This window comes from Kitasatospora sp. NPDC059722 (genome assembly GCF_042733235.1).
Lineage (GTDB): Bacteria > Actinomycetota > Actinomycetes > Streptomycetales > Streptomycetaceae > Kitasatospora.
This window is the reverse complement of sequence record NZ_JBHWGD010000058.1, coordinates 19,258-43,048: the sequence shown is the minus strand read 5'-3', so window position 1 is coordinate 43,048 and position 23,791 is coordinate 19,258. Positions and strand designations below refer to the sequence as shown.

Annotated in this window: 23 protein-coding genes and 2 pseudogenes; 18 read left to right on the top strand and 7 right to left on the bottom strand. The window is 70.8% G+C overall.

Translation table 11 applies throughout. The annotated features are described in order from the left end of the window. Positions 1-157 precede the first annotated feature (157 nt). From ACFV4F_RS30215 to ACFV4F_RS30205, 3 genes are all read left to right on the top strand, one after another. A complete protein-coding gene (locus tag ACFV4F_RS30215) occupies positions 158-1,387 on the top strand; it encodes a hypothetical protein (RefSeq protein WP_380507138.1) in 1,230 nt (409 codons plus the stop codon). Next, on the top strand, positions 1,371-2,141 hold the full coding sequence (locus tag ACFV4F_RS30210) for an alpha-ketoglutarate-dependent dioxygenase AlkB (RefSeq protein ID WP_380507135.1): 771 nt from the start codon (positions 1,371-1,373) through the stop codon (positions 2,139-2,141). The genes ACFV4F_RS30215 and ACFV4F_RS30210 overlap by 17 nt, the downstream gene beginning before the upstream one ends. Positions 2,142-2,327: 186 nt before the next feature. After that, on the top strand, positions 2,328-2,897 hold the full coding sequence (locus ACFV4F_RS30205) for a GNAT family N-acetyltransferase (RefSeq protein WP_380496998.1): 570 nt from the start codon (positions 2,328-2,330) through the stop codon (positions 2,895-2,897). 66 nt (positions 2,898-2,963) lie between these two features. Here the strand turns inward: ACFV4F_RS30205 and ACFV4F_RS30200 are convergent, their stop codons facing one another. The 4 genes and pseudogenes from ACFV4F_RS30200 to ACFV4F_RS30185 all read right to left on the bottom strand — a co-directional run bounded on the left by ACFV4F_RS30200 (position 2,964) and on the right by ACFV4F_RS30185 (position 4,553). After that, the gene (locus tag ACFV4F_RS30200; protein WP_380448528.1) at positions 2,964-3,143 is read right to left on the bottom strand and encodes a hypothetical protein; all 180 of its coding nucleotides are present in this window, start codon (positions 3,141-3,143) and stop codon (positions 2,964-2,966) included. A 170-nt stretch (positions 3,144-3,313) separates the two neighbouring features. After that, a pseudogene (locus tag ACFV4F_RS30195) lies at positions 3,314-3,418 on the bottom strand (DUF397 domain-containing protein); the annotation flags it as partial. 71 nt (positions 3,419-3,489) lie between these two features. Beyond that, positions 3,490-3,711 carry a DUF397 domain-containing protein gene (locus tag ACFV4F_RS30190; protein WP_380448522.1) on the bottom strand — a complete coding sequence of 74 codons (222 nt, stop codon included), beginning with the start codon at positions 3,709-3,711 and terminating at the stop codon, positions 3,490-3,492. Then, complete coding sequence (locus ACFV4F_RS30185) at positions 3,708-4,553, bottom strand: helix-turn-helix domain-containing protein (protein ID WP_380507130.1); 846 nt, start codon at positions 4,551-4,553, stop codon at positions 3,708-3,710. Before ACFV4F_RS30185 ends, ACFV4F_RS30190 begins: the two co-directional genes overlap by 4 nt. 240 nt (positions 4,554-4,793) lie before the next feature. Between ACFV4F_RS30185 and ACFV4F_RS30180 the strand changes: the two genes are divergently transcribed. Next, positions 4,794-5,189, top strand: a complete 396-nt coding sequence (locus ACFV4F_RS30180; RefSeq protein ID WP_380507127.1) for an ATP-binding protein — start codon at positions 4,794-4,796, stop codon at positions 5,187-5,189. Beyond that, positions 5,186-5,449: a hypothetical protein gene (locus ACFV4F_RS30175; RefSeq protein ID WP_380448355.1), complete on the top strand. Its 264-nt coding sequence runs from the start codon at positions 5,186-5,188 to the stop codon at positions 5,447-5,449. Before ACFV4F_RS30180 ends, ACFV4F_RS30175 begins: the two co-directional genes overlap by 4 nt. Positions 5,450-5,570: 121 nt before the next feature. On the opposite strand, the gene ACFV4F_RS30170 is transcribed toward ACFV4F_RS30175, so the two are convergent. After that, a complete protein-coding gene (locus ACFV4F_RS30170) occupies positions 5,571-6,683 on the bottom strand; it encodes a peptidoglycan recognition protein (RefSeq protein WP_380507124.1) in 1,113 nt (370 codons plus the stop codon). Positions 6,684-6,936: 253 nt separating this feature from the next. Here ACFV4F_RS30170 and ACFV4F_RS30165 point away from each other — a divergent pair, with 253 nt between their 5' ends. Further along, on the top strand, positions 6,937-8,238 hold the full coding sequence (locus tag ACFV4F_RS30165; protein WP_380507121.1) for a hypothetical protein: 1,302 nt from the start codon (positions 6,937-6,939) through the stop codon (positions 8,236-8,238). Positions 8,239-8,567: 329 nt separating this feature from the next. Then, the gene (locus ACFV4F_RS30160) at positions 8,568-9,359 is read left to right on the top strand and encodes a hypothetical protein (RefSeq protein WP_380448350.1); all 792 of its coding nucleotides are present in this window, start codon (positions 8,568-8,570) and stop codon (positions 9,357-9,359) included. A gap of 48 nt (positions 9,360-9,407) precedes the next feature. On the opposite strand, the gene ACFV4F_RS30155 is transcribed toward ACFV4F_RS30160, so the two are convergent. Further along, complete coding sequence (locus tag ACFV4F_RS30155; RefSeq protein ID WP_380507118.1) at positions 9,408-9,971, bottom strand: polysaccharide deacetylase family protein; 564 nt, start codon at positions 9,969-9,971, stop codon at positions 9,408-9,410. Between the two features lie 213 nt (positions 9,972-10,184). Here ACFV4F_RS30155 and ACFV4F_RS30150 point away from each other — a divergent pair. The 6 genes and pseudogenes from ACFV4F_RS30150 to ACFV4F_RS30125 all read left to right on the top strand — a co-directional run. Then, a pseudogene (locus ACFV4F_RS30150) lies at positions 10,185-10,787 on the top strand (hypothetical protein); the annotation flags it as partial. Positions 10,788-10,820: 33 nt separating this feature from the next. Beyond that, a complete protein-coding gene (locus ACFV4F_RS30145; protein ID WP_380448359.1) occupies positions 10,821-11,249 on the top strand; it encodes a hypothetical protein in 429 nt (142 codons plus the stop codon). A gap of 200 nt (positions 11,250-11,449) precedes the next feature. After that, on the top strand, positions 11,450-11,845 hold the full coding sequence (locus tag ACFV4F_RS30140) for an ATP-binding protein (protein ID WP_380507115.1): 396 nt from the start codon (positions 11,450-11,452) through the stop codon (positions 11,843-11,845). Then, entirely contained in the window at positions 11,842-12,111 is a 270-nt protein-coding gene (locus ACFV4F_RS30135; protein WP_380507112.1) for a hypothetical protein, read from the top strand. The genes ACFV4F_RS30140 and ACFV4F_RS30135 overlap by 4 nt, the downstream gene beginning before the upstream one ends. Before the next feature lie 81 nt (positions 12,112-12,192). Beyond that, complete coding sequence (locus ACFV4F_RS30130) at positions 12,193-12,729, top strand: hypothetical protein (protein ID WP_380493708.1); 537 nt, start codon at positions 12,193-12,195, stop codon at positions 12,727-12,729. Then, complete coding sequence (locus ACFV4F_RS30125) at positions 12,726-16,670, top strand: glycosyl hydrolase family 18 protein (RefSeq protein ID WP_380448341.1); 3,945 nt, start codon at positions 12,726-12,728, stop codon at positions 16,668-16,670. The genes ACFV4F_RS30130 and ACFV4F_RS30125 overlap by 4 nt, the downstream gene beginning before the upstream one ends. Positions 16,671-16,815: 145 nt before the next feature. Here ACFV4F_RS30125 and ACFV4F_RS30120 read toward each other — a convergent pair whose 3' ends face one another. Continuing rightward, positions 16,816-17,406: a TetR/AcrR family transcriptional regulator gene (locus ACFV4F_RS30120; RefSeq protein ID WP_380447615.1), complete on the bottom strand. Its 591-nt coding sequence runs from the start codon at positions 17,404-17,406 to the stop codon at positions 16,816-16,818. A 116-nt stretch (positions 17,407-17,522) separates the two neighbouring features. Between ACFV4F_RS30120 and ACFV4F_RS30115 the strand changes: the two genes are divergently transcribed. The 5 genes from ACFV4F_RS30115 to ACFV4F_RS30095 form a co-directional block, all read left to right on the top strand. Next, entirely contained in the window at positions 17,523-18,230 is a 708-nt protein-coding gene (locus ACFV4F_RS30115; protein WP_380447617.1) for an SDR family oxidoreductase, read from the top strand. A 50-nt stretch (positions 18,231-18,280) separates the two neighbouring features. Beyond that, positions 18,281-18,703 (top strand): tautomerase family protein, encoded by a 423-nt coding sequence (locus ACFV4F_RS30110; RefSeq protein ID WP_380507110.1) that lies wholly within the window; start codon positions 18,281-18,283, stop codon positions 18,701-18,703. A gap of 409 nt (positions 18,704-19,112) precedes the next feature. Then, entirely contained in the window at positions 19,113-20,942 is a 1,830-nt protein-coding gene (locus tag ACFV4F_RS30105; RefSeq protein WP_380507107.1) for a sialidase family protein, read from the top strand. A 95-nt stretch (positions 20,943-21,037) separates the two neighbouring features. Beyond that, a complete protein-coding gene (locus ACFV4F_RS30100; RefSeq protein WP_380493694.1) occupies positions 21,038-21,781 on the top strand; it encodes an ABC transporter ATP-binding protein in 744 nt (247 codons plus the stop codon). After that, the coding region (locus ACFV4F_RS30095) for an FtsX-like permease family protein (protein ID WP_380507104.1) at positions 21,775-23,791 on the top strand (2,017 nt) is incomplete at its 3' end. The genes ACFV4F_RS30100 and ACFV4F_RS30095, both read left to right, overlap by 7 nt.

Below are 23,791 nucleotides of genomic sequence, written 5' to 3'. Positions count from 1 at the left end.
ACGCCCCGGTCGGCTGACCCACCCCGCACCACCCCGGCCCCCGGCCCGGCCACCACCGGGCCGGGGGCCATTTCCGTTGCCCGGCGTCGAGGCCCCGTGAGAGCATCGAGGCTCATTTGATCCATTCGCCGAGATCTGCAGGTGGCAGGTACCGCTGATGAACACAACGGGGCCAATAGAGGCGTGCATCGAGGATGGGAACAACATCCTGGTCGCTCCTTCGACGTTGCACGACGATGACGTGGTTCGGGACTTCTTCGGGTCCGTGATCTCGCCGGAGGAGCTTGCTTCCGGTTCGCTCGATCTCGCACAGAAGACCGTCTACCTGTGTGGCGACATCTCCGGGATCAGCGGACGCCAATTGGGCGGTGCCGCGCGGGTTTTCGTCGTTCGGGAGCTGTCGCACGGTTTCCGCGAGGACGCCGGGGAGGCTTGGGAGTGCGTCGGGGTCGGGCGAGTTCCCGTCCGTGTCCACGGTGTCGGCGTGTACTACCGGCGCTTCTTCGCACTCGATGGGGATCACTTCGGGCGGATCAGTGCGGAGCACGAGTTCCAGTCCCTGACGGAGTCCACCAAACCCGGATCGGCTCATCGCAGCGGGATCTATCTGACGCCCGTCACGCAGGACGGTGACGAACTGCATTTCCGCCTGCTCCGGTGCTCCACGAACCTCTCGGGGCCGACCGAGGGCTTCCGCCCCACCGACACGGGCATCGTCGACGCTCTGAATCGCGAGGCCGCCGGCATCTTCCGGGGCCAGGCGCCGCTCAATCACGTCCTCGCGCAGATCTACCGCAACACCGCTGCCACGACTGAGCGCAAGCAGTCCAAGGCCAAGATCTCGTCCCACGCGGACAAGACCAAGGACATGCCCGCCAACGGCATCATGGCCTTCTGCACCTTCTACGAGGGGCTCGACAAGCTGCGGCCGCTGGGCGAAGACGGCTTCGACTACGGGGTGAGGGGTGTCAGCGGGCTGACCAGGCTTCAGTTCCGCGTGAAGGGGCCGGCTGAAGACCACGACGCGGTCGCGCTGCCCGCGCAGTTCACGGTGACGCTCTATCCCGGCTCCGTGTTCTTCATGCCGCTGTCCACCAACCGCCTGTACACGCATGAGATCAAGCCCTCGGCGCTGGACGCCGAGCTGCTTCCGACCCGACTGGGATACGTCGTGCGCTGTTCGAGCGCCGAAGCCGTTCACAAGGACGGGGAGACGTTCCTCAAGGGGGAGGGGGAGTTGGTGAAGTTGGGGCCGGCGACCGAGGAGGGCATGGACGAGCTGCGCGGGCTGTACGCCGAGGAGAACAGGAGCTCGTCGTTCATCGACTACGGCGACCGGTTCCGCTTCAGCATGAACGCGGGGGACTACCGTGCCCCGCGAATCTAGGATCTCGGAGGACGTCCGCACGGTCGATCTGTCGATCGAGGAGGATCTGTTCGCGGAGCTGTCCGCGTCGACTCGTTGGGAAGACGTGGGGAAGGGGCGGCGCGGAGCCGTCCTTGCCAGGGTCGACGAGGCGGGTGGTGTGCCTCTCGTGCGGACGACCACTCGGTACGGCAGCCCGGCGCAGCGCTTCCGGGCAGTGCACGAGCGGCTGGCGCAGCGGATCCAGGAACGTGCGGCGCTTCCGGTCGGCTTCAACAATGCTCTGATCGAGAGCTACACGAACGCCTACCGGAAGATGGGCGGCCACTCCGACCAAGCCCTCGATCTGGCCGGTGATTCGTTCATCGCCGTCTTCTCCTGCTACCGGCATCCCGAGGAGGGTTCGCAGAGGAAGCTGATCTTCGAGTCCAAGGGGACCGGTGGGGAGGAGTTCGAGATCCCCCTCGCCCACAACAGCGTGGTTGTTTTCTCCGTCGATGCGAATCGGCGGCTCAGGCACAAGATCGTCCTGGACGCGCCCGACGAGGCGCCGGACAACCAGTGGTTGGGCGTGACCTTCCGAACATCGAAGACCTTGGTGCAGTACCGGGACGGACACGCGTACCTCCCGGAGGGGGAGCGCCTGGTGCCGGCCGACGATGAGCAGCGGAGTGAGTTTTACGGGTTGCGACGGCGTGAGAACCAGGAGACGGACTTCGTCTACCCCGCGCTGGCGTACACCATCAGCGAGAGCGATCTGATCCCGCCCGTGTGAGCAACAGGGAGGTCGCCCCACGAGTCTCGCGGGGGCGGCTTCGAGCTTCAGAGGACACAGGCGGGTCCTCGGCCGTGACGTGAAGGCGGCCGTGTCATGCTGCTGTTCCTCCAGCACGCCACCCGGTGACAGACGCGGCCCGAAAACTCCCTGGACCGTCCGACCCGTCTCGGCCATGATCCTCACGTGGCCACCTACCTCGAGTCCGAGCGCCTGACCCTGCGCCCCTTCGCCGCCGCCGACGCGGACCTGCTGATCGAGCTGGACAGCGACCCGGCGGTGATGCGCTACCTGACCGGCGGCGCTCCAACCCCGCCGGAGGAGGTCCGCGACCTCGCCATCCCCAGCATCCTCGCCGGCTACGAGCGCTGGAATCATGACCTCGGCCTGTTCGCCGCGCACGAGAAGGACGGCGGCGCGTTCGTCGGCTGGTTCTGCCTGCGTCCGCGGCGCAGCGGCCCGCGTGAGGAGGCCGAACTCGGCTATCGCCTGCGCCAGGCGGCCTGGGGCCGGGGCTACGCCACCGAAGTCTCGCAGGCGCTGCTGGCGAAGGGGTTCGCCGAGCTCGGCATCCGCATGGTCTGGGCCGAGACGATGACCGTGAACCGCCCCTCGCGTAACGTCATGGAGAAGCTCGGGATGACGCTCGCGGAGAACATCCCCACGCCGGACAGCATGATGGCGGTCGAGGGTTCCGAGCACGGGGGTGTGCGGTACGAGATCACGAAGGAGCAGTGGGAGCGGCGGCAGGCGTAGGCGGCGCGAGGCGCGGCGCCCGTGGATGTGACGTCATCGGCCTGCGCGGCCTTGTCTCATCACGCCCTATCGGGCACATCCCGGCAGCATCTTGCCGAACTCGTTGCTGAGCTCGTCCCTGCCTGGGAGGCGCAGCAGGAGTCTGCGCTGCGGGAGCGGCGCGGCGGCGACCGCCGCCGCGAGGCTGGTGCCGGCCCGAAGCATCGTCTGGTGTTCGTCGACCGGGTGCCGGCCACGCTCGCGCACCTGCGACACGATCTTCCGCACTCGGCCCTGGCAGCGCTGTTAGGAGTGGACCGCTCCATGCTGTCCGCCGTGCCCGACCAGCCCGGCATCCGGCTGCGCACCATCGAGTACGTGAACGCCCGCCAGGCCTCGTGGCTGAAGCCGAGAGCCGGCCCGTGAGGGTCCTTGCTGTCGCGGACCGGGACGATGTCCGAGATGCCGTCGGCGAGTTCGACGCAGTTGCCGCTTTCGCCGCCGCTGTAGCTGCTCTTGCGCCACGTCAAGTCAGTGGACATGCGTGCCCTTCCGGGCAGGCTGATCTGGGAGGCCCCCGCGCGCTTCGCGGGGGCCTCCCCAAGGCAGAGGTTCAGAGGGTGGTCGGGAAGTCGCCGGCCTGGATGCCGGTGATGAACGCCCGCCAGGCCTCGGGGCTGAAGCCGAGAGCCGGCCCGTGAGGTTCCTTGCTGTCGCGGACCGGGACGCCTTCTGCGTAGCAGTCTGCGACCTCGACGCAGTTGTCGTTCGGGTTGCTGGCAGCTGCCTTCTTCCACTTCACGGGGAGTGCGGAGGCGATTGGGAAGTGGGTCACTTGAGCGCGTCTCTCTTCTGTGTGATGAGGTCGAGCGACTGATCGAGCGGCAGGGCGGTGGCCATGATCTCGTCGAACGCCGCGCGGTAGACATCGACATGCTCTGGATCTTCGACCCAATCGCTGCTGAGCATGCCGCTGAGCAGGACGAGGTCGAGATCGCGCTGCCGAAACTCCAGGAGGGTGAACGGCCCGGTCATTCCGGGGTGAGGGGGAGACAACGCCGGCATGATCTGGATCTTGATGTTGGGGAGGCGGCTGAACTGCAGCAACTTGTCCAACTGATCGGTCACGACGCCCGGAGCGGCATGCATGGTCAGGGCCGATTCATGGATGACGGCCCAGAGCTTGAGGGGGTTGTCGGAGCGGGTCAGGACGGATTGCCGGTTGATCCGGACCTCGACGCGTTCCTCAACGCTGGGCTTGTTTATCACGCCGCTGGCGATGATGGCGTGGGCATACTGGCGCGTCTGAAGTAGCCCAGGGATGTAGGCCGATTCGTAGGACTTGTGGCCGGTAGCGGTCTCTTCAAGGCGAATCAGATCCGTGTAGAGCGGGTTCAGCTGCTCGTAGCCCGCCATCCAGCCGGGCCGGCGCTTGTCGCGGAGGATCTCGACGAGGACTTCCTTGAGCTCCTCCTCGCACCCGTAGAAGTCGAGCAGCGCGCGGACGACGTCGGGCTTCAGCTGGACGCGGGCGTTCTCGTACCTGCTGAGCTTGACGAGGTTGATGCCCGGGACTTGGGCGGCAACTTCCTCTGCCGACAGGCTCTTGAGCTCGCGGAGCCTCCTCAGCTCGGCGGCGATGCGTCGGTACCGCACCGCTGGCACTGCTACTGCCATCTACCCAGCCCTCCAGAACGTCCAGGCACCAGTGTGCATGCGAGTGGTGACGGTTCGCCACCACCCTCATGAGCCTAGAGGCGGCACCTTGCGATGAGAGCTGAAAGTTTTCATATTTCGACGACATGCCTTGCGATGCGTAGTCGTGATGCTCCATGCTGTGAGTGACGAAGTGCTGGCATTGCGTGACATGGCCGGCGCTTTGACCCCCAAGTCATGTGTGCGGAAGGTGTCTTCGCCATGTCCATCCATGTGTCTTCCATCTGGCTGCCGCGCAGCCGTCGAGCGCCGGGCGAGGCGCGGCGGCGGCTCTCCTCGCTCCTCGCCGCCGCTCCCAGCGGTGGCCAGTTCCTCGAACCCGGGCTCCTCGCCGTCTCCGAGCTCGTGACCAACGCCGTCGTCCACGGGACGCCCACCGGCTACCTCATCTACCTCGCGCTCGACGTCTCCCCCTCTCGTCTCCGCATCGAGGTCCACGACGCCCGTGGCGACCGCGCGCCCGTCCTCTCCCCGCCCGGCCTCGACGACGAGGCCGGGCGGGGGCTCCAGCTCGTCAAATCCGTTACCGACAGGTGGGGTTGTTGCCCCCGCGATCCCATCGGGAAGATCGTCTGGTGCGAGGTCCTCGCCCGATGAGAGCCGACCACGTCATCACCGTCGAGATCACGGGCATTCACCGCCCGCCGGTCGCCTTCGACCTCACCGCCGCGAACCTCGCCTCCCTCTGGGACGCGATCCGCTTCCTCCCCATGCCCCGCGACCAGCACCACTTCCTGGAGCGCTACCTCCTCGGCCCCTGCGCCGAGCGCTCCCTCTCCACCTACCTCACCCTCCACTCCACCTTCTCGATCCCCCTCGGCGCCCACGAGCTCCGCATCCGCTGGGCTCCGGCCTGACGATCGCGAAGTCCGGCTCCGCCGACCGCAGGCAACGCCAACTGCCGGTCGCCCTGACCCTCGGGCAGGACGACCGGCAGTCACAGGTCATTCCGCTTCTGCGCGGCTGACGCGGCCGGAGCTACCCCTGGAGGCCGGCCGCCGTGCCGCGGATGGCGGGGAGCCTGGAGTAGAGGGCGTCACCGGGGCATTCGGTGGCGAAGCCGTCGCGGTGGCCCGAGATGGCGTCGAAGTCCACGACGGTGCCCTTGGGGTAGCGGCTGGCGTCGGATCCGGAGGTGAGCTGGTACGTCCCGTCGGCCGTCCGGCCGGTGAGGCCGAGCTTCCACGCGGAGATCTTTGCGAGGCCGTCCTGCAGCTCCTGCGGGGGATCGTCGGAGCTGTAGGTGCCGATGGCGGCGATACCGGAGGAGTTGGTGTTGAAGCCGAGGGTGTGGGCGCCGAAGACGGGCTGGTCGACGCCGCCGGCGCGGCCCTCGTAGATGGTCCCGCAGCGGTCGACCAGGAAGTTGTAGCCGATGTCCCGCCAGCCGTTGCTCTGCACGTGGTACTGGTAGATCGATCTGATCAACCGGGGTGCGTCGCTGCAGGCGTAGTCGGTGGCGGTCGCGGTGTGGTGGACGAAGGTCACCCGGACCGCGCCGGTGTACACGAAGCCCTGTTCGCGGATGGACTCGTCCGCGCCCCATCCCGCCCGGGTGACGATGCCGGGCCGCGGTGCGGCGGGGGCGGCGGGCCCGGCCGGGCGCTCGGGAAGGGTCCGGGCGTCGACGGGGGCCGCGCCCTGGCCGGGGTCTACCAGCTCGACCCGTAGCCCGCGCGGGAGACCGGCCGGACCGGGGCGCACGTCGACCGCGACGCCGTCGCTGCGGCCGGCCCACAAGGGGGCGGTGGCACCGTGCGGGGCGGTGTCGGGGCCGTCTACTGCATCGGTCTCCAGCGTGTGCCAGTCGCTCCAGCGGCCGGTGACGGCGTCGCGGGTGCGGACCCGCACGGACCCCCCGGCGAGGGCAGCGGGGGAGCCGTCCCAGACCACGCCGAGGAGTTCGAACGCGCGGGTGGCGCGGGGTATGACTCTTCCGCCGGGAGTGAGGGCCACCGAGGTGACCGAGCCGCCTCCGGCGGAGGTGCGCGGCATAGGTGCAACCGGGCTGTCCGCGGCGGCGACCGAGGGATGGACGAGCAGGGCGGCGGTGCAGCAGGCAAGGGCCGCCGCCGGGAGTGAGATCCTCATGGAAGGGATGCTCACCGCAAACCACGATCCCTGCATGTCGCCGAAGGCGGTCGCGCCGTCACGGGGTGTCGTCGGGGCGCGGGTGTGGCTGTGGAGCAGCGGCGTGGACGGTAGGCCGGCCCACGCGGGCGGCATTCGCCCGTACTCGGTAATTCATTGGGCCAGGCCGGTTAACTCGCGGCGCCGCGCGCCGCAGCCCGGTGGTACAGGCGCGTATTCAGAAGATCCGTTTTGCGGATCATCCAGGAGCGCCATGCGTACTCGAATCACCACCCTGGTCCTGTCGGGCCTGACGTCGGCCGCCCTCGTGTGGGGCGCCGGCGGGGTGGCCCATGCCTCGCCCATCAGCGACCACAGTGTGGCCTTTGACTCGCCGCAGGCCCAGGGCGAATGGGTCGACAGCCTTCTGCGGCTCGCCCAGGAGGACGGTGTCTCGCTCGGCGGCGACTGGGCCTCCGCCGGCCGCAGCGATCTCCCGTCGACGCAGGCCGCCCGCCCGGCCCACCGGACCGACGGCGGCAGCGAGCCCGAGGGGCTCTCGGTCGATGGCCAGGAGTCGGGTGTGGTGCCGCTGGACGGTGCCCTCCGGCCCGGCGACCAGGACCGGCCGATGGAGCAGGCGCCGGAATCGGTGCTTCCCGAGGGTGCTTGGGCCAACGGCGGCGAGCACTGCGACCAGATGCCCGGCCACGAGTCGCACGGCCACATCCCCGGACAAGGCCCCGGCGAGTGCATCTGCCTGCCCGCTGTTCCCGGCGCCCCCGCCGGGCACGGCCAGCCCCACGGCGAGCACGGGGAGCACGGCGAGCATGGGGAGCACGGCGAGCACGGCCAACATGGCGAGCACGGCGAGCACGGCGAACATGGGGAGCACGGCGAGCACGGCGAACATGGGGAGCACGGCGAGCACGGCGAACATGGGGAGCACGGGGACCACGGCGAGCACGGGGACCACGGCGGCTCGGAGCAGGGCCAGGGTCAGAACGACCAGCAGAACCAGAACCAGGGCCAAGGTCAGGACCAGAACCAGGGTCAGGACCAGAACCAGAACCAGAACACCCAGCAGGACCAGAACACCCAGCAGGACCAGAACCAGGGTCAGGACCAGCACGTCGACGTGACCGTCATCGTGCAGAACACCGTGGCCAACAACCTGAACAACAGCGCCAACAACAGCGCCACCAGCAACTCGAACAACTCCGCGCAGAACAGCGCCCAGAACACGGCCCTCAACAACCAGTCGGCCTCGCAGGCCAACAACCTCTCCAACCAGCAGAGCCAGACCAACCAGCAGTCCGCGTACAACCTGAACAAGATCAAGTTGATTGCGGAGGAGCTGGCGGTGCGGCCGCCGCACAAGCCGGCCCACCACGGCGGGCACGGGCACGAGGTGGTGCCCGGCCACCACGGAGGGGGCGAGGAGCACCTCGCCGGACACCACCACGGCGAGCTGGCCCATACGGGCGCTCCGGAGATGCCGGTCCTCCTCGGGCTCTCCGCCGCGTTCCTCGCGGCCGGCGCGGCCGCCATGCGGCTCAGCCGACGGCGCACCTGATCGAACCCGTTGCGCGGGAGCGTGCGTAGGGTTCGAGGGCATTCGTGAACCGGCCTCCACCAGGCAGTCGTCCTGGTGGAGGCCGGTTCCGTGGGTCACTGATCCGGCAATTCCCCCGATCCGGAATCTCCGTGCCACTTCCCCGGAGAAGGGAGTGGGGAGAAGAATCGAACCCGCGTCCTATGGCTGGCCGCACCGGGGGCCTGTATTTCTCTCGACATGGCAGCCACAGGGTCCGGTGGGCCGGTCCGGAATGGTCAGGGTGCGCTAGCCTGTGCCAATATCTCCGACCCGATGGGATTTTACCGATGACCGTCGAGGAATCCTGGTTGACCGGTTCCACGGAGTTGCCCTGCGGAACGGCCGCGAACCGGTGCCAGTACAAGAACCTCCCCTTGCGCGATCTTCCCCCGCTCGGTGTCGTGCGCCGCGCCCGGATCGCACGTGAAGGCCTGCGGGAGCGCCACAGTGGTGTTCCGGCACTCGGCCGGCCCTCCCGCTTCTCCGCGGGGGACTGGGTCCGGGTCAAGGACGAGGCGGCGGTGCGTGCCACCCTCGATGCCAAGGACCGCCACCGCGGCCTGTGGTTCACCCTCAGCCAGTGGTCGTTCTGCGGAGGTGTCTACCGGGTCGAGCGCATCGTGCGGCGCATGGTCGACGACCACTACCGCATGCGACGCCTGTCGGGCACCGTCGCCCTGGCCGGTGCCACCTGTCACGGAGCCGACGGCACGCAGGGCTGCGGACTGGACTGCGCTCTGCTGTTCCGCGACGAGTGGCTGGAGCCGGCGCCCGCGCCGGTCCCCGTCTCCCGGCCGGCCGTCCGGTGGGCGACCGTCCGCAGCCTCGCGGAGATCAGCGCCACCCTCGGGCCCGACGGACGCCTGAACGGCGTGCCGTTCCAGCCGGGCATGGAACGTCACGCCGGCACCCGGCACGGGGCCTCCGAACTCCGCCACCGGTCGCTCGCCTGGTGGCAACAGCCCGCCGCGGGGCGCTGGTTCATCCTTCACGGGCTGCGCTGCGGCGGCGAGCCGCTCATCACAGGGTGCGACCGCCAGTGCGCCCTGCTCTGGCACGAGTCCTGGCTGCGACTGGAACCCGTCGCCGTCGCCCCGTGACCGGTCGGCCGTCACCCTCCGCGGCGCCCGGCGGACCTCCGTCGGCCGTCATCGCCGCCAGCGGTCGCGCACCAGCTTCGCGGTCATGCGCAGCGGCCCGTCCCGGTCGCCGACGTAGCAGCGAGGAAGCGCGTACACCCCGCTGTGGGCACCGGGGCTGACCGCGCACCCGTAGTCGTAGCCGGCCTGGGCCACCGCCTCCACGGCAGCGGCGTCGAGCGAACCGTAGGGGTAGCAGAACCCTTCGACCGCCCGGCCCGTGAGGTCCTCCAGTGCGTGGCGGCTGCCAGCGACCTGGGCCGCCAGGTCCCGCGCGTCCAGGCCGGCCAGCCGCCGGTGCGTCAGCCCGTGCGAGCCGATCTCCAGCCCGGCGGCGGCGACTTCGTCGACCTGGTGCGCCGTCATCAGCGGCTTGCGCGGGCCCTTCCGGTCCCAGTCGTTGTATCCGCCGACGCGGTCGGCCACCACGTACACCGTCGCGGTGAAGCCGTGCTCCGCCAGCGCGGGCATGGCCTCCTCGGCGAAGTCGCGGTACCCGTCGTCGAAGCTCAGCCCGACCATCCCCCCGGCGGTGCCGTTCCGATGACAGCGCAGCAGGGTGCCGACCGCCACCCCGCGCAGTCCTCGGGAAGCCAGCCAGCGGAGCTGACGGCGAAACCGCGCAGGTTCGACGGTGATCAGATAGGGATCCTCACTTGCGGCCGCCACGGAGTGGTACATCAACGTCCACGGGAAACGCCCCGCGACTCCACCGGTCGCCTGTTCCGGGGTGTTGCGTGATGTGATGATTCGCACGGTCTGCTCCAGCTTTCGGCGGAACCGCCTGTGGGGGTGGAGTTCAAGGAAACCGAATTCTGGCAGCGCCCGAACCGCCTTCCATTCGCGCCAGGCCATTCCGGGTCTTTTCACCCGAATGCCGGAGCGGCAACAGTTCGAGCACCGCCCGGAGCCCTGGGGCCGTCCCACAACCGACGGGCCGCCGCGACACGTGCGCGAGAAGTCGGCGGGGTCGACTTCCTAAGCGCCCGGGGTGGTCAGGTGGTGGCGTGCGGCGGTGAGGATCTCCTCGGACAGCTCGGCGTCGTCGCTCGCGCGGGCGAGGAGGATCGCGCCCACGAGGGTGGACAGGTCGGCGAGTGCGGTCTCGCGCCCGTCGCCGTCCAGCCGTTGCAGGCCGTCGACGAGGTCGCGCAGGCCGGCCGTGAACGCCGTGCGGACCGCGCTGCCGGGCTCGGCCCTCGCCGCCTCGGCGCCCAGGGTCGCGGCCGGGCAGCCGCCGCCCGGGTTATCGACTACGACCCGGAAATCGGAGCGGCAGCAGCCACGGCCATCAGGGCAGCGGGGTACTCCCCGCGGCTGATCATCGCTGACGGGCTGCTCGGCGACCCGGACGGCGGAGAGTACGACCGGCTCATCGCCACCTGTGCGGTCCGGTACGTCCCGCCCCCGTGGTTGCACCAAGTGAAGCCCGGCGGCGCCATCCTGGTCACCCTGTCCGGCTGGTCCTTCGGTTTCGGGCTCGCCCGGCTGGTCGTCACGCGCCCCGGCGAGGCCACCGGCCGCTTCCTGCCCGGCTACACCAGCTTCATGATCGCCCGACCGCACGACCGGCCGCACCGCCAGAGCCTCTCGCTGCTCCTCGGGGACGAACGCCGGACCCGGATCGACCCCGAGATGATCGGCACGTGGACCGGCGCTTGGGTCGCCCAGCTCGCGGCTCCCTCGGCCGAACGGATGGGGGTCGGCGGGCAACAGATCCTTTCCGACGTGGCCACCGGATCACAGGCCCGGACCATGCCCACCCCGGACGGCGGCTGGACCGTCGGGCAGCGCGGCCCGCTCCGCCTCTGGGACCAAGTGGAGAGCGCGATCGAGGCGTGGCAGAAGTAGGGCGAGCCTCACCAGGAAGGCTTCGGGATCACCGTCTCGGGGTCGGGACAGCGGGTGTGGATCGGGACGGAGGACGGTCCGGGTTGGGATCTGCCGATCTGAAGTTCGTTGCCCGGCGTCGAGGGGCGGTGAGAGCATCGAGGTCCATTTGACCTATTCGCTGAGATCTGCAGTTGGCTGGTACCGCTGGTGACTTCGCCATGTCCGTCAACATCTCCTCCATCCGGCTGCCGCGCAGCCGGCGGGCGCCGGGCGAGGCGCGGCGGCGGCTCTCCTCGCTGCTCGCCGGCGTCCCGAACAGCAGCTGCTTCCTCGAGCCCGGGCTCCTCGCCGTCTCCGAGCTCGTGACCAACGCCGTCCTCCACGGCACGCCCACCGGGTACCTCATCTACCTCGCGCTCGACGTCTCCCCCTCCCGTCTCCGCATCGAGGTCCACGACGCCCGGGGTGACCGCGAGCCCGTCCCCTCCCTGCCCAGCCTCGACGAGGAGGCCGGGCGGGGGCTCCAGCTCGTCAAATCCGTCACTGACACGTGGGGTTGCTGCCCCCGCGACCCCATCGGGAAGATCGTCTGGTGCGAGGTCCTCGCCCGATGAGAGCCGACCACGTCATCACCGTCGAGATCACGGGTATCCACCGCCCGCCGGTCGCCTCCGACCTCACCGCCGCGAACCTCGCCTCCCTCTGGGACGCGATCCGCTTCCTCCCCATGCCCCGCGACCAGCACCACTTCCTGGAGCGCTACCTCCTCGGCCCCTGCGCCGAGCGCTCCCTCTCCGCCTACCTCACCACCCACCCCACCTTTTCGATCCCCCTCGGCGCCCACGAGCTCCGCATCCGGTGGGTCAACGACTGTCGTTGATCTTTTGTCGACGCCGGGCTGGTCTACTGCCGCCACCGGTCCGTGGCCCTCCCGGCCCGACAACGTGAAAGGCATTTCCTCATGTCCAAAACCCTGTGGCGGCGCGCGGTCGGCGCCGTCGCCCTCATGAGTGCGCTCGCGGCGACCATGGTCCAGATGACGCCCGCGTCCGGCGACGACGCGCCGCCGCCGACCCGGGTGTCCCGTTCGGGGCCGGGGACGATCTCGGAGCGGTCGGGTAACAAGCCGTCGGTGAACGTCGAGTACGAGATCACGAATGTCTCCGTCGGACAGGCCTCGGTGGGTGACGGAACGTTCGCCGTGCGTGGGATCACCGTGAACTGGTCGGGACCTGCCGACAACGACCCGAACGGCGCGTCGGACTGGATCGCGATCTACGAGGGTGATCTACCCGCGGACGCCGACCTGGGGAAGTACAAAGTCTGGGACTGGGCCTGCCCGCGCAGCGGTTCCTGCGATTCGATGGGGTCGACGTTCGTCACCGACACCAGCGGAATGGGCCGGCACGACCTCGACCTGCAGAAGGGCAAGAAGTACACCATCGCGTACTTCACCTGGAAGTGGAATGTCCGTGCGACCTATGAGTACTGGGCATGAGGCGCCCGCTGCGCGCGCTTGCCGCGCTGCTCACCCTCGCCCTGTTCGCCGTGGTGACGCCGACGGAGGCCGTCGCCGTCGCTCCGAATGCCGATCAAGCGTACGCCGCGCGGTACTTCACGCGGACCGGAGTGGTTCGTACGGCGTTCCAGGCGCTCGCGGGCGCGGCCCGGGTGGCCGTCGACGGGATGGGAGCGAGCGGGAGCAACGTTCACTACACCCACCCGGGGACGACTCTGCCCACCACGCCCGGGTACTTGGCTTTTGGGGTAGGTGACTTGGGGACCGACGGCAAGGTCGCCGAGAACGCGGTTCAGTTGATCCTCAAGCAGAGGAACACGTTCATTGATGCCTTCTACGTCACTGCCACGAAGACGGCCTACGTCTTCTCGGGTGAGGCGCTAACCACTGACGCCATCAGGAACGTCCTTGGGCTGGCGAGGGACGTCGTTGTGGAGCGGAAAGTGCTGTCGTTCGACGCCAGTTACGGCGGTATGGGGCGTGATTCCCTCAACATTGACGTCGGTGTCCATTCGCTGCAGGCTGCGGTCGACGCCCTTCTGAACGCGGCGTCCCTACGAAGCCTCGACGAGCTCAAGGGTGCTCTGGCCACCCTGGTCGTGGCGTTCCCGGAATCGATCCGTAACCGCTTGGTCCGGGAGAACATCAGGAGCGCGATGTGGTCGGGGAACGTCTGGCGAGCGGCGCGAATGTTCACCGAGATCAAGGACTGGGACAAGATCTCTCGTGCGATCCGGGACCGGAAGAGCTATCTGGGCTATTCTGCGGTCGCCATGGCCGCGATGGTGACCGTGCTGAACTCCATCAACAACCGAACCGTGCAAGCCCGCAACGGCCCCACCGCCCCGCCCGACCCCGACGCCGCCGACCACTGGGCCCCCAACCCCGGTGGTGACCAGTCGAGTTGCCGCCCCGACGGCATGACCCCGACCGCGGGCGTCTCGGCCCCGTACTGCACCGCGTACGACGACCAGGGCCGCGAGCGCATGGGTGCCGCCCACCCCCGTCGCGTCGTCGGCTACCAAAGCAGCTGGCGCACCGGGCAGAACGGGCAGGACATGTACCTCCCGAACAGCATTCCGTGGGGCCAGGTCACCCACGTCAACTACGCCTTCGCCTGGATCGACGGAAACCGCATCTCCGTCGGGAACCCCGCCGACGCGAGCAACCCGAACGTCGGCATGACGTGGCCGGGCGTGCCGGGCGCGGAGATGGACGAGTCGCTCCCGTACCGAGGCGAGCTCAACCTCCTCACCCGCTACAAGCGGCAGCACCCGCGCGTCAAGACCCTGATCTCCGTGGGCGGTTGGGCGCAGTCCAGCGGCTTCTACGCCCTCACCGTCAACGGCGACGGCAGCGTCGCCCAGGACCGGATCGACACCTTCGCCGACTCCGTCGTGGACTTCCTGCGCCAGTACTCCTTCGACGGCGTGGACATCGACTACGAGTACCCGACCGCCCTCCCGCAGGCCGGCAACCCGAGCGACCGTCCGGTGTCGGACAGCCGCCGCCCGGGCCTGTCGGCGGGCTACACGGCGCTGATGAAGACGATCCGCGAGAAGCTCGACCGCGCGGCGACGGCCGACGGCCGGTACTACCTCCTGACGACGGCCGGCTCCGGCTCCGGCTACATGGTGCGCGGCATGGAGAACTTCGCCGCCCTCCAGTACCTGGACTTCGCGAACGTCATGTCCTACGACCTGCACGGCAGCTGGAACAACAACGTCGGCCCGAACGCGCCGCTGTACGACGACGGCCGGGACAGCGAGCTGGCCGCGGCCGGCATCTACGACACGGCGAAGAACCCCGAGTACCGTGCGGAGGGCTACTTCAACACGGACTGGGCGTACCACTACTACCGCGGCGCCCTGCAAGCCGGGCGGATCAACCTCGGCGTGCCGTACTACACCCGCGGCTGGAGCGGAGTGACCGGCGGAGTCGGCAACGGCCTGTGGGGCACGGCGTCGATGCCCGACCAGACGAAGTGCCCCGCCGGCACCGGTCAGCAAGGAGGGACCTCGCCCTGCGGCGCGGGCGCGACGGGCGTCGACAACCTGTGGCACGACACCAACCCGGACGGCAGCGAGCTCGGCGCGGGGTCGAACCCGATGTGGCACGCCAAGAACCTCGAACGCGGCATCACGCCCTCCTACCTGCCCGCCTACGGCCTCGGCGGCCAGAGCGTCTCCACCGGCTACACCCGGCAGTGGGACGACACCCTCAAGTCCTCGTGGCTGTGGAACGACACCACGAAGACGTTCATCTCCACCGAGGACGAGCAGGGCGTGGGCGCCGTCGCCGACTACGTGTCCGCCAAGGGCGCGGGCGGCGTGATGATCTGGGAGCTGGCGGGCGACTACGCCTGCCCCGCCCAGGGCGAGTGCGGGACGGGCTACACCATGACCAGCCTGCTCGACTCGAAGCTGCGCGGCCAGGGTGCCTACGGCAACTCCCGGGCGGCCGGTTCGAGCGTGACGCTGCCCTCCCAGGTGGCCGACGTGAAGGCCGAGCTGGTCGCCTTCCCGACGGCCGTCAAGGACCTGTGGCCGCTCCAGCCGACCCTGCGGATCACCAACAACAGCGGTGTGACGCTGCGCGGCGACGCGCAGATCGCCTTCGACATCCCGACCTCCGCGCCCGCGCTGGTCAAGGACGGCAACTGGAAGGAGATCAAGAACGTCGCGCCCGGGCACACCGGCAGCAACGTCGGCGGCCTGAAGGGCGACTTCCACCGCGTCACGATCCGTCTCGGCGCGTGCGAGGATCTGCCGAGCGGCGCGTCCAGGGATATCCCGCTGAAGTACTACCTGCCGATCACCGGACCGGTCGACTTCACCCTCACCCAGGGCGGCCAGACCTACGGCCTGACCAGTGACAACCGGCGGGGCGTCGGCACGGTGGCCCCGGCCGCCGCGGCCGGGACCTGCGTGCTGCCCGTGCCGGACCCGCCGCAGAGCGGGCCGATGTTCGCCGGGAAGCCGAGCGTCGCCCTGAGCGCCGGAAACAGCTACCGGATCCAGTCCGCCGCCGCCAACGGCGCGCTGCTGACCGGCTCCAACGCGGGCACGGCCGAGACCTGGCCGTTCGCCGACGACGGCCACGCCTGGGACTGGACGGCGGCGAGCGTCGACGACCGGAGCGGTTGGCTCCTGCTGCGGGCCAACTCCGACAACGCCGCCCTCGACCTGGACCCGGCGACCTGGAAGGTGTACGCGAGGGGCGTCAACGGTGGCTCCAGCCAGCGCTGGTGGGTCGCGCCGGGACCGGACGGCACTGGCACGGTGTACCTGCACAACCAGCAGGGCACGCACTGCCTGACGTACGAGGGCGCCATGGCCCAGCCGCTCGTCGCCGGCTGCGACACCGGCAACACCAACCAGCTGTGGTACCTCAACGACAGCCCCCGGGCACCCCGTGCCAAGGACTGGGACGCCAGCGCCGTCTACACGCCCGACCAGGCCGCGTCCGACCGGACGGTGTTCTTCAATGGGCACAACTGGCTCGCCCAGTGGTGGACCCAGCACGTCGCGCCCGGCACCAGCGACACGCCGGGCAAGGACTCCTACCCGTGGAAGGATCTCGGCCTCGCCCAGGGCCCTGACGCGGTTCTGGCCGCCGGGGAGACCCTCTACCGCGGCGAGTCCATCACCGCGCCGGGCGGGTACCGGCTGGCCATGCAGACCGACGGCAACCTGGTGATGTACGCCCCGGGCGGAGGCGTGGCCCAGACCTGGGACACGGTCGGCCGCGGCGACCACCTCGCCATGCAGACCGACGGCAACCTCGTGCTCTACGGCACGGGCGGGGCCATGCTCTGGACGACCTCCACCAGCGGCAGCCCCGGTGCGTACCTGAAGATCCAGGACGACGGCAACCTCGTTGTCTACCAGGGGGTCCAGGTGAAGTGGCACCGGTGGTGAGCTAGCTGTGACACGTCGTGCGCCGGACCGGGGTTCGCCCTGGTCCGGCGCACGACGCTTGGGTGCGACGATCGCGGGAATTTGGATGTGGCGGGCGGCCGAGGGCGGCCTAGGCCGTGCGCGAGAAGTCGGCGGGGCCGACTTCCTATGCGCCCGGGGTGGTCAGGTGGTGGCGTGCGGCGGTGAGGATCTCCTCGGACAGCTCGGCATCGTCGCTCGCGCGGGCGAGGAGGATCGCGCCCACCAGGGTGGACAGGTCGGCGAGTGCGGTCTCGCGCCCGTCGCCGTCCAGCCGTTGCAGGCCGTCGACGAGGTCGCGCAGGCCGGCCGTGAACGCCGTGCGGACCGCGCTGCCGGGCTCGGCCCTCGCCGCCTCGGCGCCGAGGGTCGCGGCCGGGCAGCCGCCGCCCGGGTTGTCGCGGTGGACCGTCGACAGGTAGCGCGACACGAACTCGGTGCGCGGGGACGGGCCCTCCTCGGGGCCCTCTGCGGGGCCCTCCCCGGTGAGCCGGTCCATGGCCTCGCGCCGTTCGCCGAACGCGGCCCGGAGGGCCTGGGCGACGAGGTCGTCCTTCGACGAGAAGTGGCGGTAGAAGCCGCCGTGCGTCAGCCCGGCGGCGGCCATCGCCTCCGGGACGCTGACCTGGCCCGCGCCCTTCTCCCGGATCAGCCGGGACGTCTCGTCGATCACCTGCTGCCGGTGCTGCTGCGCCTCGGCTCGTGACACTCGGGGCATGTCGGCGGTCCCTTCTTCCTCCGGGGGGCTGGGGAAGATCCTACTTCCGCGGCCACTTAGATGATGGTAATAATCTAAACCTGATCCGAGAGCGAAGTGAAGCGAGGAGAAGGCACATGACCGTCATCGAAGGCTCCGTCGCGCTGGTCACCGGAGGCCGGCGCGGCATCGGCAAGGCGCTCGTCGAGGAACTCCTGCGGCGCGGGGCGGCGAAGGTCTACGCCACCGCACGCAAGCCCGCCCCCACCCCCGCCGGCGACGCGCGGATCGAGGTCCTCCCGCTGGACGTCACCGACGGTGCCTCCGTCGCCGCCCTCGCGGCGCACGCCCGCGACGTCGACCTCGTCTTCAACAACGCCGGCGTCCTGCACCCGTCGCCGCTCCTCACGGCCGACCTGGACCTCGTGCGGGACACGTTCGAGACCAACGTGATCGGCCCGCTGCGCATCGCCCAGGCCTTCGCGCCCGTGCTCGCCGCGCGCGGCGGGGGAGCCGTCGTCGACCTGCACTCGCTCCTGTCGTGGGGAGCCGGCGCAGGGGCGTACGGCGCGTCCAAGGCCGCGTTGTGGTCGCTGACGAACTCGCTGCGCCTCGAACTCGCCGCGCAGGGCACTCAAGTCGTCGGCGTACACCTGGGGTTCGCGGACACCGAGATGGTCGCCGCCATCCCCGTGGAGAAGATCGCGGCGGCCGACGTCGCCCGGATCGTCCTCGACGGCGTCGAGCGCGGGGACAGCGAGGTGCTCGTCGACGACGCGACCCGCGCGATCAAGGCCGCGCTGTCCGGGCCGGTGGAGGGTCTCGCCGTCCTCGGCCGCAACTGAACGCCCGGCCGCAACCGACCACACGTCATATCCGCACAGGAGGAAGAGCCATGCCGCTCTGGCACGTGTACCACCCGCCCGGCACCTACACCCCGCAGCAGAAGAAGCAGCTCGCGGACGACATCACCGGCTTCTACACCGGCTTCGGGCTGCCGCCGTTCTACGTGATGACGCTCTTCCACGAGGTCGCGGCGGACTCGTTCTACGTGGGCGGCGAGCCCGCCCCGGACGCCGTGCGCATCGTCGTCGAGCACATCGCGCGGCACATGGACGACCCGGACCAGCGCCGGCGGACCAGGGAGAGGCTTTCCGCGCTGCTCGCGCCCCACACCAAGGACCGCGGGCTGTACTGCGAGTTCCACATCGACGAGACGCCGCGCGACCTCTGGATGATCGACGGCTTCGCGCCGCCGCCGACCGGGAGCGAGGCCGAGGAGCGCTGGGTGAAGGAGAACCGGCCGAGCGCGTACTGATCCCCCAAGGGCGGTCCGCGGTGAACACGTCGGGAGCGCCACCGCAGAGGCGTTCGCCGGCTACCCCGACGGCACCGACTGCGAGCCTCCGCGCGGCGGCCACTGACGGTCACCGCCGCCCGGCGGGGGCGCCCTTGGTCCGTACCGGCCGAACGGTCGGTCATCGCGGAGGGCCAACAGGCCGCCCCCGCCTCGGCGTTCGCCGCCGGTCAAGGTCCGCACCCCGGGGAAAGGGAGCCCCGGGGCGCGGTCAACGGAGCGTCAAGTTCGCGCGGACGACCTTGTTGGCGTGCCCGCGGCCACCTACCGTCATCACGCCGAGTCGCCGGTCCCGCTCCACGAGCCGCCCGACCCGTCGTTCCAGGACGCAGTGCCCCAGGTTCACCCCAGAACGTAGGAGGCCCTCCCTTTGCGTACCCGTAGAAGACTCTCCCTGCTCCTCGGCCCCGCCCTGCTCGGGCTCTCCCTCCTCTCCCCGTTCTCCTCCTCGGCAGCGACCGCCCCCGCCCTCCCACAGGGCACCCAGACCGACGCCGCCTACGCCGCGAGCCAGGCCGCCTCCCACGTGACGAACGTCCTGGCCACCGCCCAGCAGACCAGCTGCTACCGCCCCGAAGTGCCCTACACCGTGAACAGCGGCCCCGCCGGGGCCTACAGCGGCATGACGCCCTGCCCGGCCTCGGGTGCCACCACCGGCGAGGACACCGGAGCCGCCGGGCCGTACGCGACGCAGGCGGGCAGCAACCCGGGCTACCCGGCCGCGACGCCGATGCTCGTCAAGGGCCACTCGGAGTCGGACCTGCGCGTCGACCCGACCGACCCCAGCCACCTCATCGGCGCGTCCAAGTGGGTCGTGAGCGCCGAGGGCTACAACCACCTGCTGGGCTTCTTCGAGTCCCACGACGGCGGACGCACCTGGCCGGTCCAGGGCCACATCCCCGGCTACGAGGGCTGGACCGACAACACCGACCCCGTCGGCGCCTTCGACACGTGGGGCAACTACTACTCCCTGCTCCTGCCCTACCAGTTCGTCTATGACCCCAACGGCACCCACGACTTCATCCCCGGCACCTCCCAGGAGGCCAACCCGGCCGTCCCGTCGCAGGCCATCTCCCTCTCCGCGCGCCCGCACGGCGCGACCACCGCCACCCAGTGGATCACCACCCACAACGGCCGCCCGGACTACGTCGCGACCTACGACAGCATCGGCAACGGCCCCGACAAGCAGTGGATCGCCGTCGACACCAACCCCGACAGCGCCCACCGGAACCGCATCTACGCGATGTGGGTGGACTTCCACAGCAAGACCCCCGTCCCGTACGTCGCCTACGCCGACGCCCGCCCGGACGGCACGCACACCGACTGGTCCGCCCCGCAGGCGCTCCCCGAGCCGCCGTCCACCCCGCAGGGCGCCACCTACCTGCTGCCGCACGTCGCCCCCGACGGCACGGTGTACACGACGCTCACCAACTCCGACCCGGCGCACAAGTTCTGCTGCACCACGATCTTCCTCGACGCCTCGCACGACGGCGGACGGAGCTGGTCCACCGTCTCGACCGTGCAGGGCAACATCACGCCGCCGCCCGGCTCGTACGCCAACACCACCTTCCGCGACGGCATCGAGGACACCTTCACCCTCGGCACGCAGCCGGTGAACGGCCACTACCCGCTCTACTCGGCGTACGAGGACTACGGCACGGGCGTCGTCAACGTCCTGCTCACCGCCTCCTACGACGACGGCGCGACCTGGTCGGCCCCGGTCCGGGTCAACGACAACGCCGCGCCCGTCGACGAGTTCCAGCCCAACCTGACGACGGGCCCCGACGGCACCGTCAGCGTCGCCTTCTACGACCGCCGCCTCCCCTGCCCGGCGGCAGGCACCCCCGAGGCGACGGCCGCCGGGCTGGCGCTGGACACCGCCAACGCCAAGAGCCCCGGCGTCGCGCCCTACGGCGCCGCCAACTACTGCGTCAACACGAGCATCCAGTTCTACGACCCGGCCCTCGGCCCGATCGGCCACAACACCCGCCTGAGCGCCCACACCTTCGACCCGCAGCTCGACTCCCCGGTCGAGGGCTCGTCGACGTTCATCGGCGACTACTTCGGCAACACCATCGCCGGGAGCGCCGTCTCCGGCACCACCGACTACACCACCTCCGTCAGCACCTACGACGACGGCACCAACCCGGACCACCTCCAGCAGCAGCTGGTGACCTCGATCCCGGTGCCGCACAAGTAGGCCGGTACGCCGCCCTGGGGGTGTAGCCAGCTACACCCCCAGGACTGAACCCCCGGCCATTGAGCCGCGTCCGCCCCGGCCGGTTGACTTGGATCATGAACGCCACGCACTTCGCCGTCGAACTCCGAGCGGTCCACCGCACCTACCGCCGCGGGCCCGAACCGGTCGTCGGCCTGGACGAGGTGAGTGTGGGCTTCCCGTTCGGCACCTTCACCGCCGTCATGGGCCCGTCCGGTTCCGGCAAGTCGACCCTGCTGCGGTCGGCCGCCGGCCTGGAGCCGATCGACGGGGGCGAGGTGCGGGTCGACGGCACCGTCCTCAGCGGCCTGCGGGACAACGAGCTGACGGTGCTGCGCCGGGAGCGGATCGGCTTCGTCTTCCAGTCCTTCAACCTGCTCCCCGCCCTCACCGCGGCCCAGAACGTGGCGCTCCCCGCCAAGCTGGCCGGGCGGCGCCCCGCGGCCGCCGAGGTGAGCGCCGCCCTGGCCGCCGTCGGCCTCGCGGACCGCGCCGGACACCGGCCGGGCGAACTCTCCGGCGGGCAGCAGCAGCGCGTGGCCATCGCCCGGGCCCTGATCACCCGCCCCGCCGTCCTGCTGGCCGACGAACCCACCGGTGCGCTCGACACCAAGAGCGGCCGCGAGGTCCTCGCGCTGCTGCGCACCATGGCGGACGCCCCGGGCCGGGCCGTCGTCATGGTGACCCACGACCCGGTCGCCGCCGCCCACGCCGACCGCGTCGTCTTCCTGCGCGACGGCCGCCTGGCGGGCTCGCTGGAGCAGCCCACCGCCGAGCAGGTCGCCGCCCGGATGACCGCCCTGGAGGCCGTGGCATGCTGAGCCTCGCCATCGCCACCGTCCGCCTGCGCTGGGCCTCGTTCGTCGGCAGCTTCGTCGCGCTGGCCTGCGGCGTCGCCCTGATCGCCACGTCGATCCTGGTCATCGCCGCCACCGCCGGCGTCCCCGAGCAGGCCCGCCAGCGCTACTCGCAGGCCCCAGTCCTGGTGACCGCCGCCCGGAGCGTGGACTTCACGAGCGTCCACGGCGACACCCAGCCGACGCCCGTCCCCCTCCAGCCGGGCCTCCCGGCCGCCGTGATCGCCGCCGTCGCCGGGACCGGACGGACCGTCCAGGACCACACCTGCTACGCCCAGCTGGCCGACGGCCCGCGCGACCAGGTCGGACGCGCCTGGTCTTCGGCGGCCCTCGGGGGCTACCGGCTGACCGCCGGCGCGGTGCCGGCCGCCGACGACCAGGTCGTCATCGGCGGGGGCCGCCCCGAGCAGCTCGGGCAGCCCGTGCGGTTCGCCACCGCCGACGGCCCGCACAGCGCCACCGTCTCCGGCATCACCGAGGCGGAGCCCTTCGAGCACGCCGTCTTCTTCACCGACGCCCAGGCCGCCCGGTACTGCCCGGCCGTCGGCGTGCTGGCCGCCTTCGGCGACGCCGACGCCGTCCGCGCGGCCGTGGCCGCCACCGGCGGCGCGAGCGTCGCCCAGGTGCTCACCGGCGCCGACCGCCGCCTGGCCGATCCGCACTACGCCGAGGTCAGCAGCCGGCTGGACGACGTCCAGACGCCGCTCGGCCTCGCCGCCGCGGTCTCCGGCGGCACCGCCGTGTTCGTGGTCGGCGCCACCTTCGCGCTGTCGATCGCCCAGCGGCGGCGCGAACTCGCCCTCCTGCGGCTGATCGGCGCCACCCGCAAGCAGCTGCGCACCCTCGTCAATCGCGAGGCCCTCGTGGTCGGCGTGCTCGCCTCCGCCGCCGGGTGCGCGCTCGGCGCGGCCGGGGCGCCGGTGGCCGGGCACTGGCTGATCGGTCACCGCATGGTCCCGGACGGCTTCACCGTCCCGATCACCTGGTGGGGGCTGCTCGTCGCGGGCCTGATCGGGCTGCTGACCGCGATGAGCGGCGTCGTGCTCTCGTCCCTGAAGGCGGGCCTGGTCAGCCCCGGCGAGGCGCTGGCGGAGGCGGACGTCGAACGGCACTCCCGGGCCGCGCTGGCCTTCCGCTGGGCCGGCGGCCTGCTCGTCCTCGGCGGCAGCACCGCGGCCCTCGTGATCACCGCCCGGCAGTGGCCCGACGCCGCCGCCAACGCGGCCGACTCGCTCGCCCTCCTGCTCGCCGTCGTCGCCGGATGCGTGCTGCTCGCGGGCGTGCTCGCCGGACCGGTGCTCCGCCTGCTGACCGCGCTGCCCGGCCTCTCGTCCCGGCTGCGCGGCCGCCCCGCCGAGGACGGCGGCGGCATCGTCTGGGCCACCGCCCGGCAGAGCGCGCTCACCGCCTTCCGCCGCACCGCCGCGACCACCACCCCGGTGGTGCTGATCGTCGCCTTCGCCGGGTGCCTGCTCGGCAGCCTCGACACCATCGACCGCGCGCAGGCCACCGAGGTCCGCAACCAGCTCGCCGCCGCCGACCTCGTCGTCACGCCCGCCGGCACCCCCGGGCTGAACCGGGCGGTCGTCGACCGGGTCCGCGCCGTGCCCGGCGTCCAGGCCCTCGTCATCACCCCGACCTCCGTGATGGCCGAGCAGAACGGCGAGTCCCTGGTGCCCTTCCGTGCCGCCGCGGCCGACCCCGCCGCGCTCGCTGCCGTCGACCGCCTGCCGGTCGTCGCCGGCTCCGTGGCCGACCTCGGCCCCGACACGATCGTGCTCAGCCGCACCTGGCCCGGCTCGCCCGCGGTCGGGCAGCGGGTGCCCGTCCGCCTGGCCGACGGCACTCCCAGGACGCTGCGGGTCGCCGCCGGGGGGGGGGCCCGGGGGGGGGGGCCCCCCGCGGGGGGGGACCGGCCCCCCCGCCGCCCCCCCCCCGGCGGGGGGGGCGCCCCCCCGCGCCGGGGGGGCCGGG

Bases quoted from the DNA above. Each gene is read 5' to 3' on its own strand.
- ACFV4F_RS30120 (WP_380447615.1), bottom strand. From the start codon at position 17,406: ATGCCCCGAGTGTCACGAGCCGAGGCGCAGCAGCACCGGCAGCAGGTG.
- ACFV4F_RS30185 (WP_380507130.1), bottom strand. From the start codon at position 4,553: ATGGCAGTAGCAGTGCCAGCGGTGCGGTACCGACGCATCGCCGCCGAG.
- ACFV4F_RS30135 (WP_380507112.1), top strand. From the start codon at position 11,842: ATGAGAGCCGACCACGTCATCACCGTCGAGATCACGGGTATCCACCGC.
- ACFV4F_RS30215 (WP_380507138.1), top strand. From the start codon at position 158: ATGAACACAACGGGGCCAATAGAGGCGTGCATCGAGGATGGGAACAAC.
- ACFV4F_RS30175 (WP_380448355.1), top strand. From the start codon at position 5,186: ATGAGAGCCGACCACGTCATCACCGTCGAGATCACGGGCATTCACCGC.
- ACFV4F_RS30180 (WP_380507127.1), top strand. From the start codon at position 4,794: ATGTCCATCCATGTGTCTTCCATCTGGCTGCCGCGCAGCCGTCGAGCG.
- ACFV4F_RS30110 (WP_380507110.1), top strand. From the start codon at position 18,281: ATGCCGCTCTGGCACGTGTACCACCCGCCCGGCACCTACACCCCGCAG.
- ACFV4F_RS30130 (WP_380493708.1), top strand. From the start codon at position 12,193: ATGTCCAAAACCCTGTGGCGGCGCGCGGTCGGCGCCGTCGCCCTCATG.
- ACFV4F_RS30165 (WP_380507121.1), top strand. From the start codon at position 6,937: ATGCGTACTCGAATCACCACCCTGGTCCTGTCGGGCCTGACGTCGGCC.
- ACFV4F_RS30140 (WP_380507115.1), top strand. From the start codon at position 11,450: ATGTCCGTCAACATCTCCTCCATCCGGCTGCCGCGCAGCCGGCGGGCG.
- ACFV4F_RS30100 (WP_380493694.1), top strand. From the start codon at position 21,038: ATGAACGCCACGCACTTCGCCGTCGAACTCCGAGCGGTCCACCGCACC.
- ACFV4F_RS30115 (WP_380447617.1), top strand. From the start codon at position 17,523: ATGACCGTCATCGAAGGCTCCGTCGCGCTGGTCACCGGAGGCCGGCGC.
- ACFV4F_RS30170 (WP_380507124.1), bottom strand. From the start codon at position 6,683: ATGAGGATCTCACTCCCGGCGGCGGCCCTTGCCTGCTGCACCGCCGCC.
- ACFV4F_RS30125 (WP_380448341.1), top strand. From the start codon at position 12,726: ATGAGGCGCCCGCTGCGCGCGCTTGCCGCGCTGCTCACCCTCGCCCTG.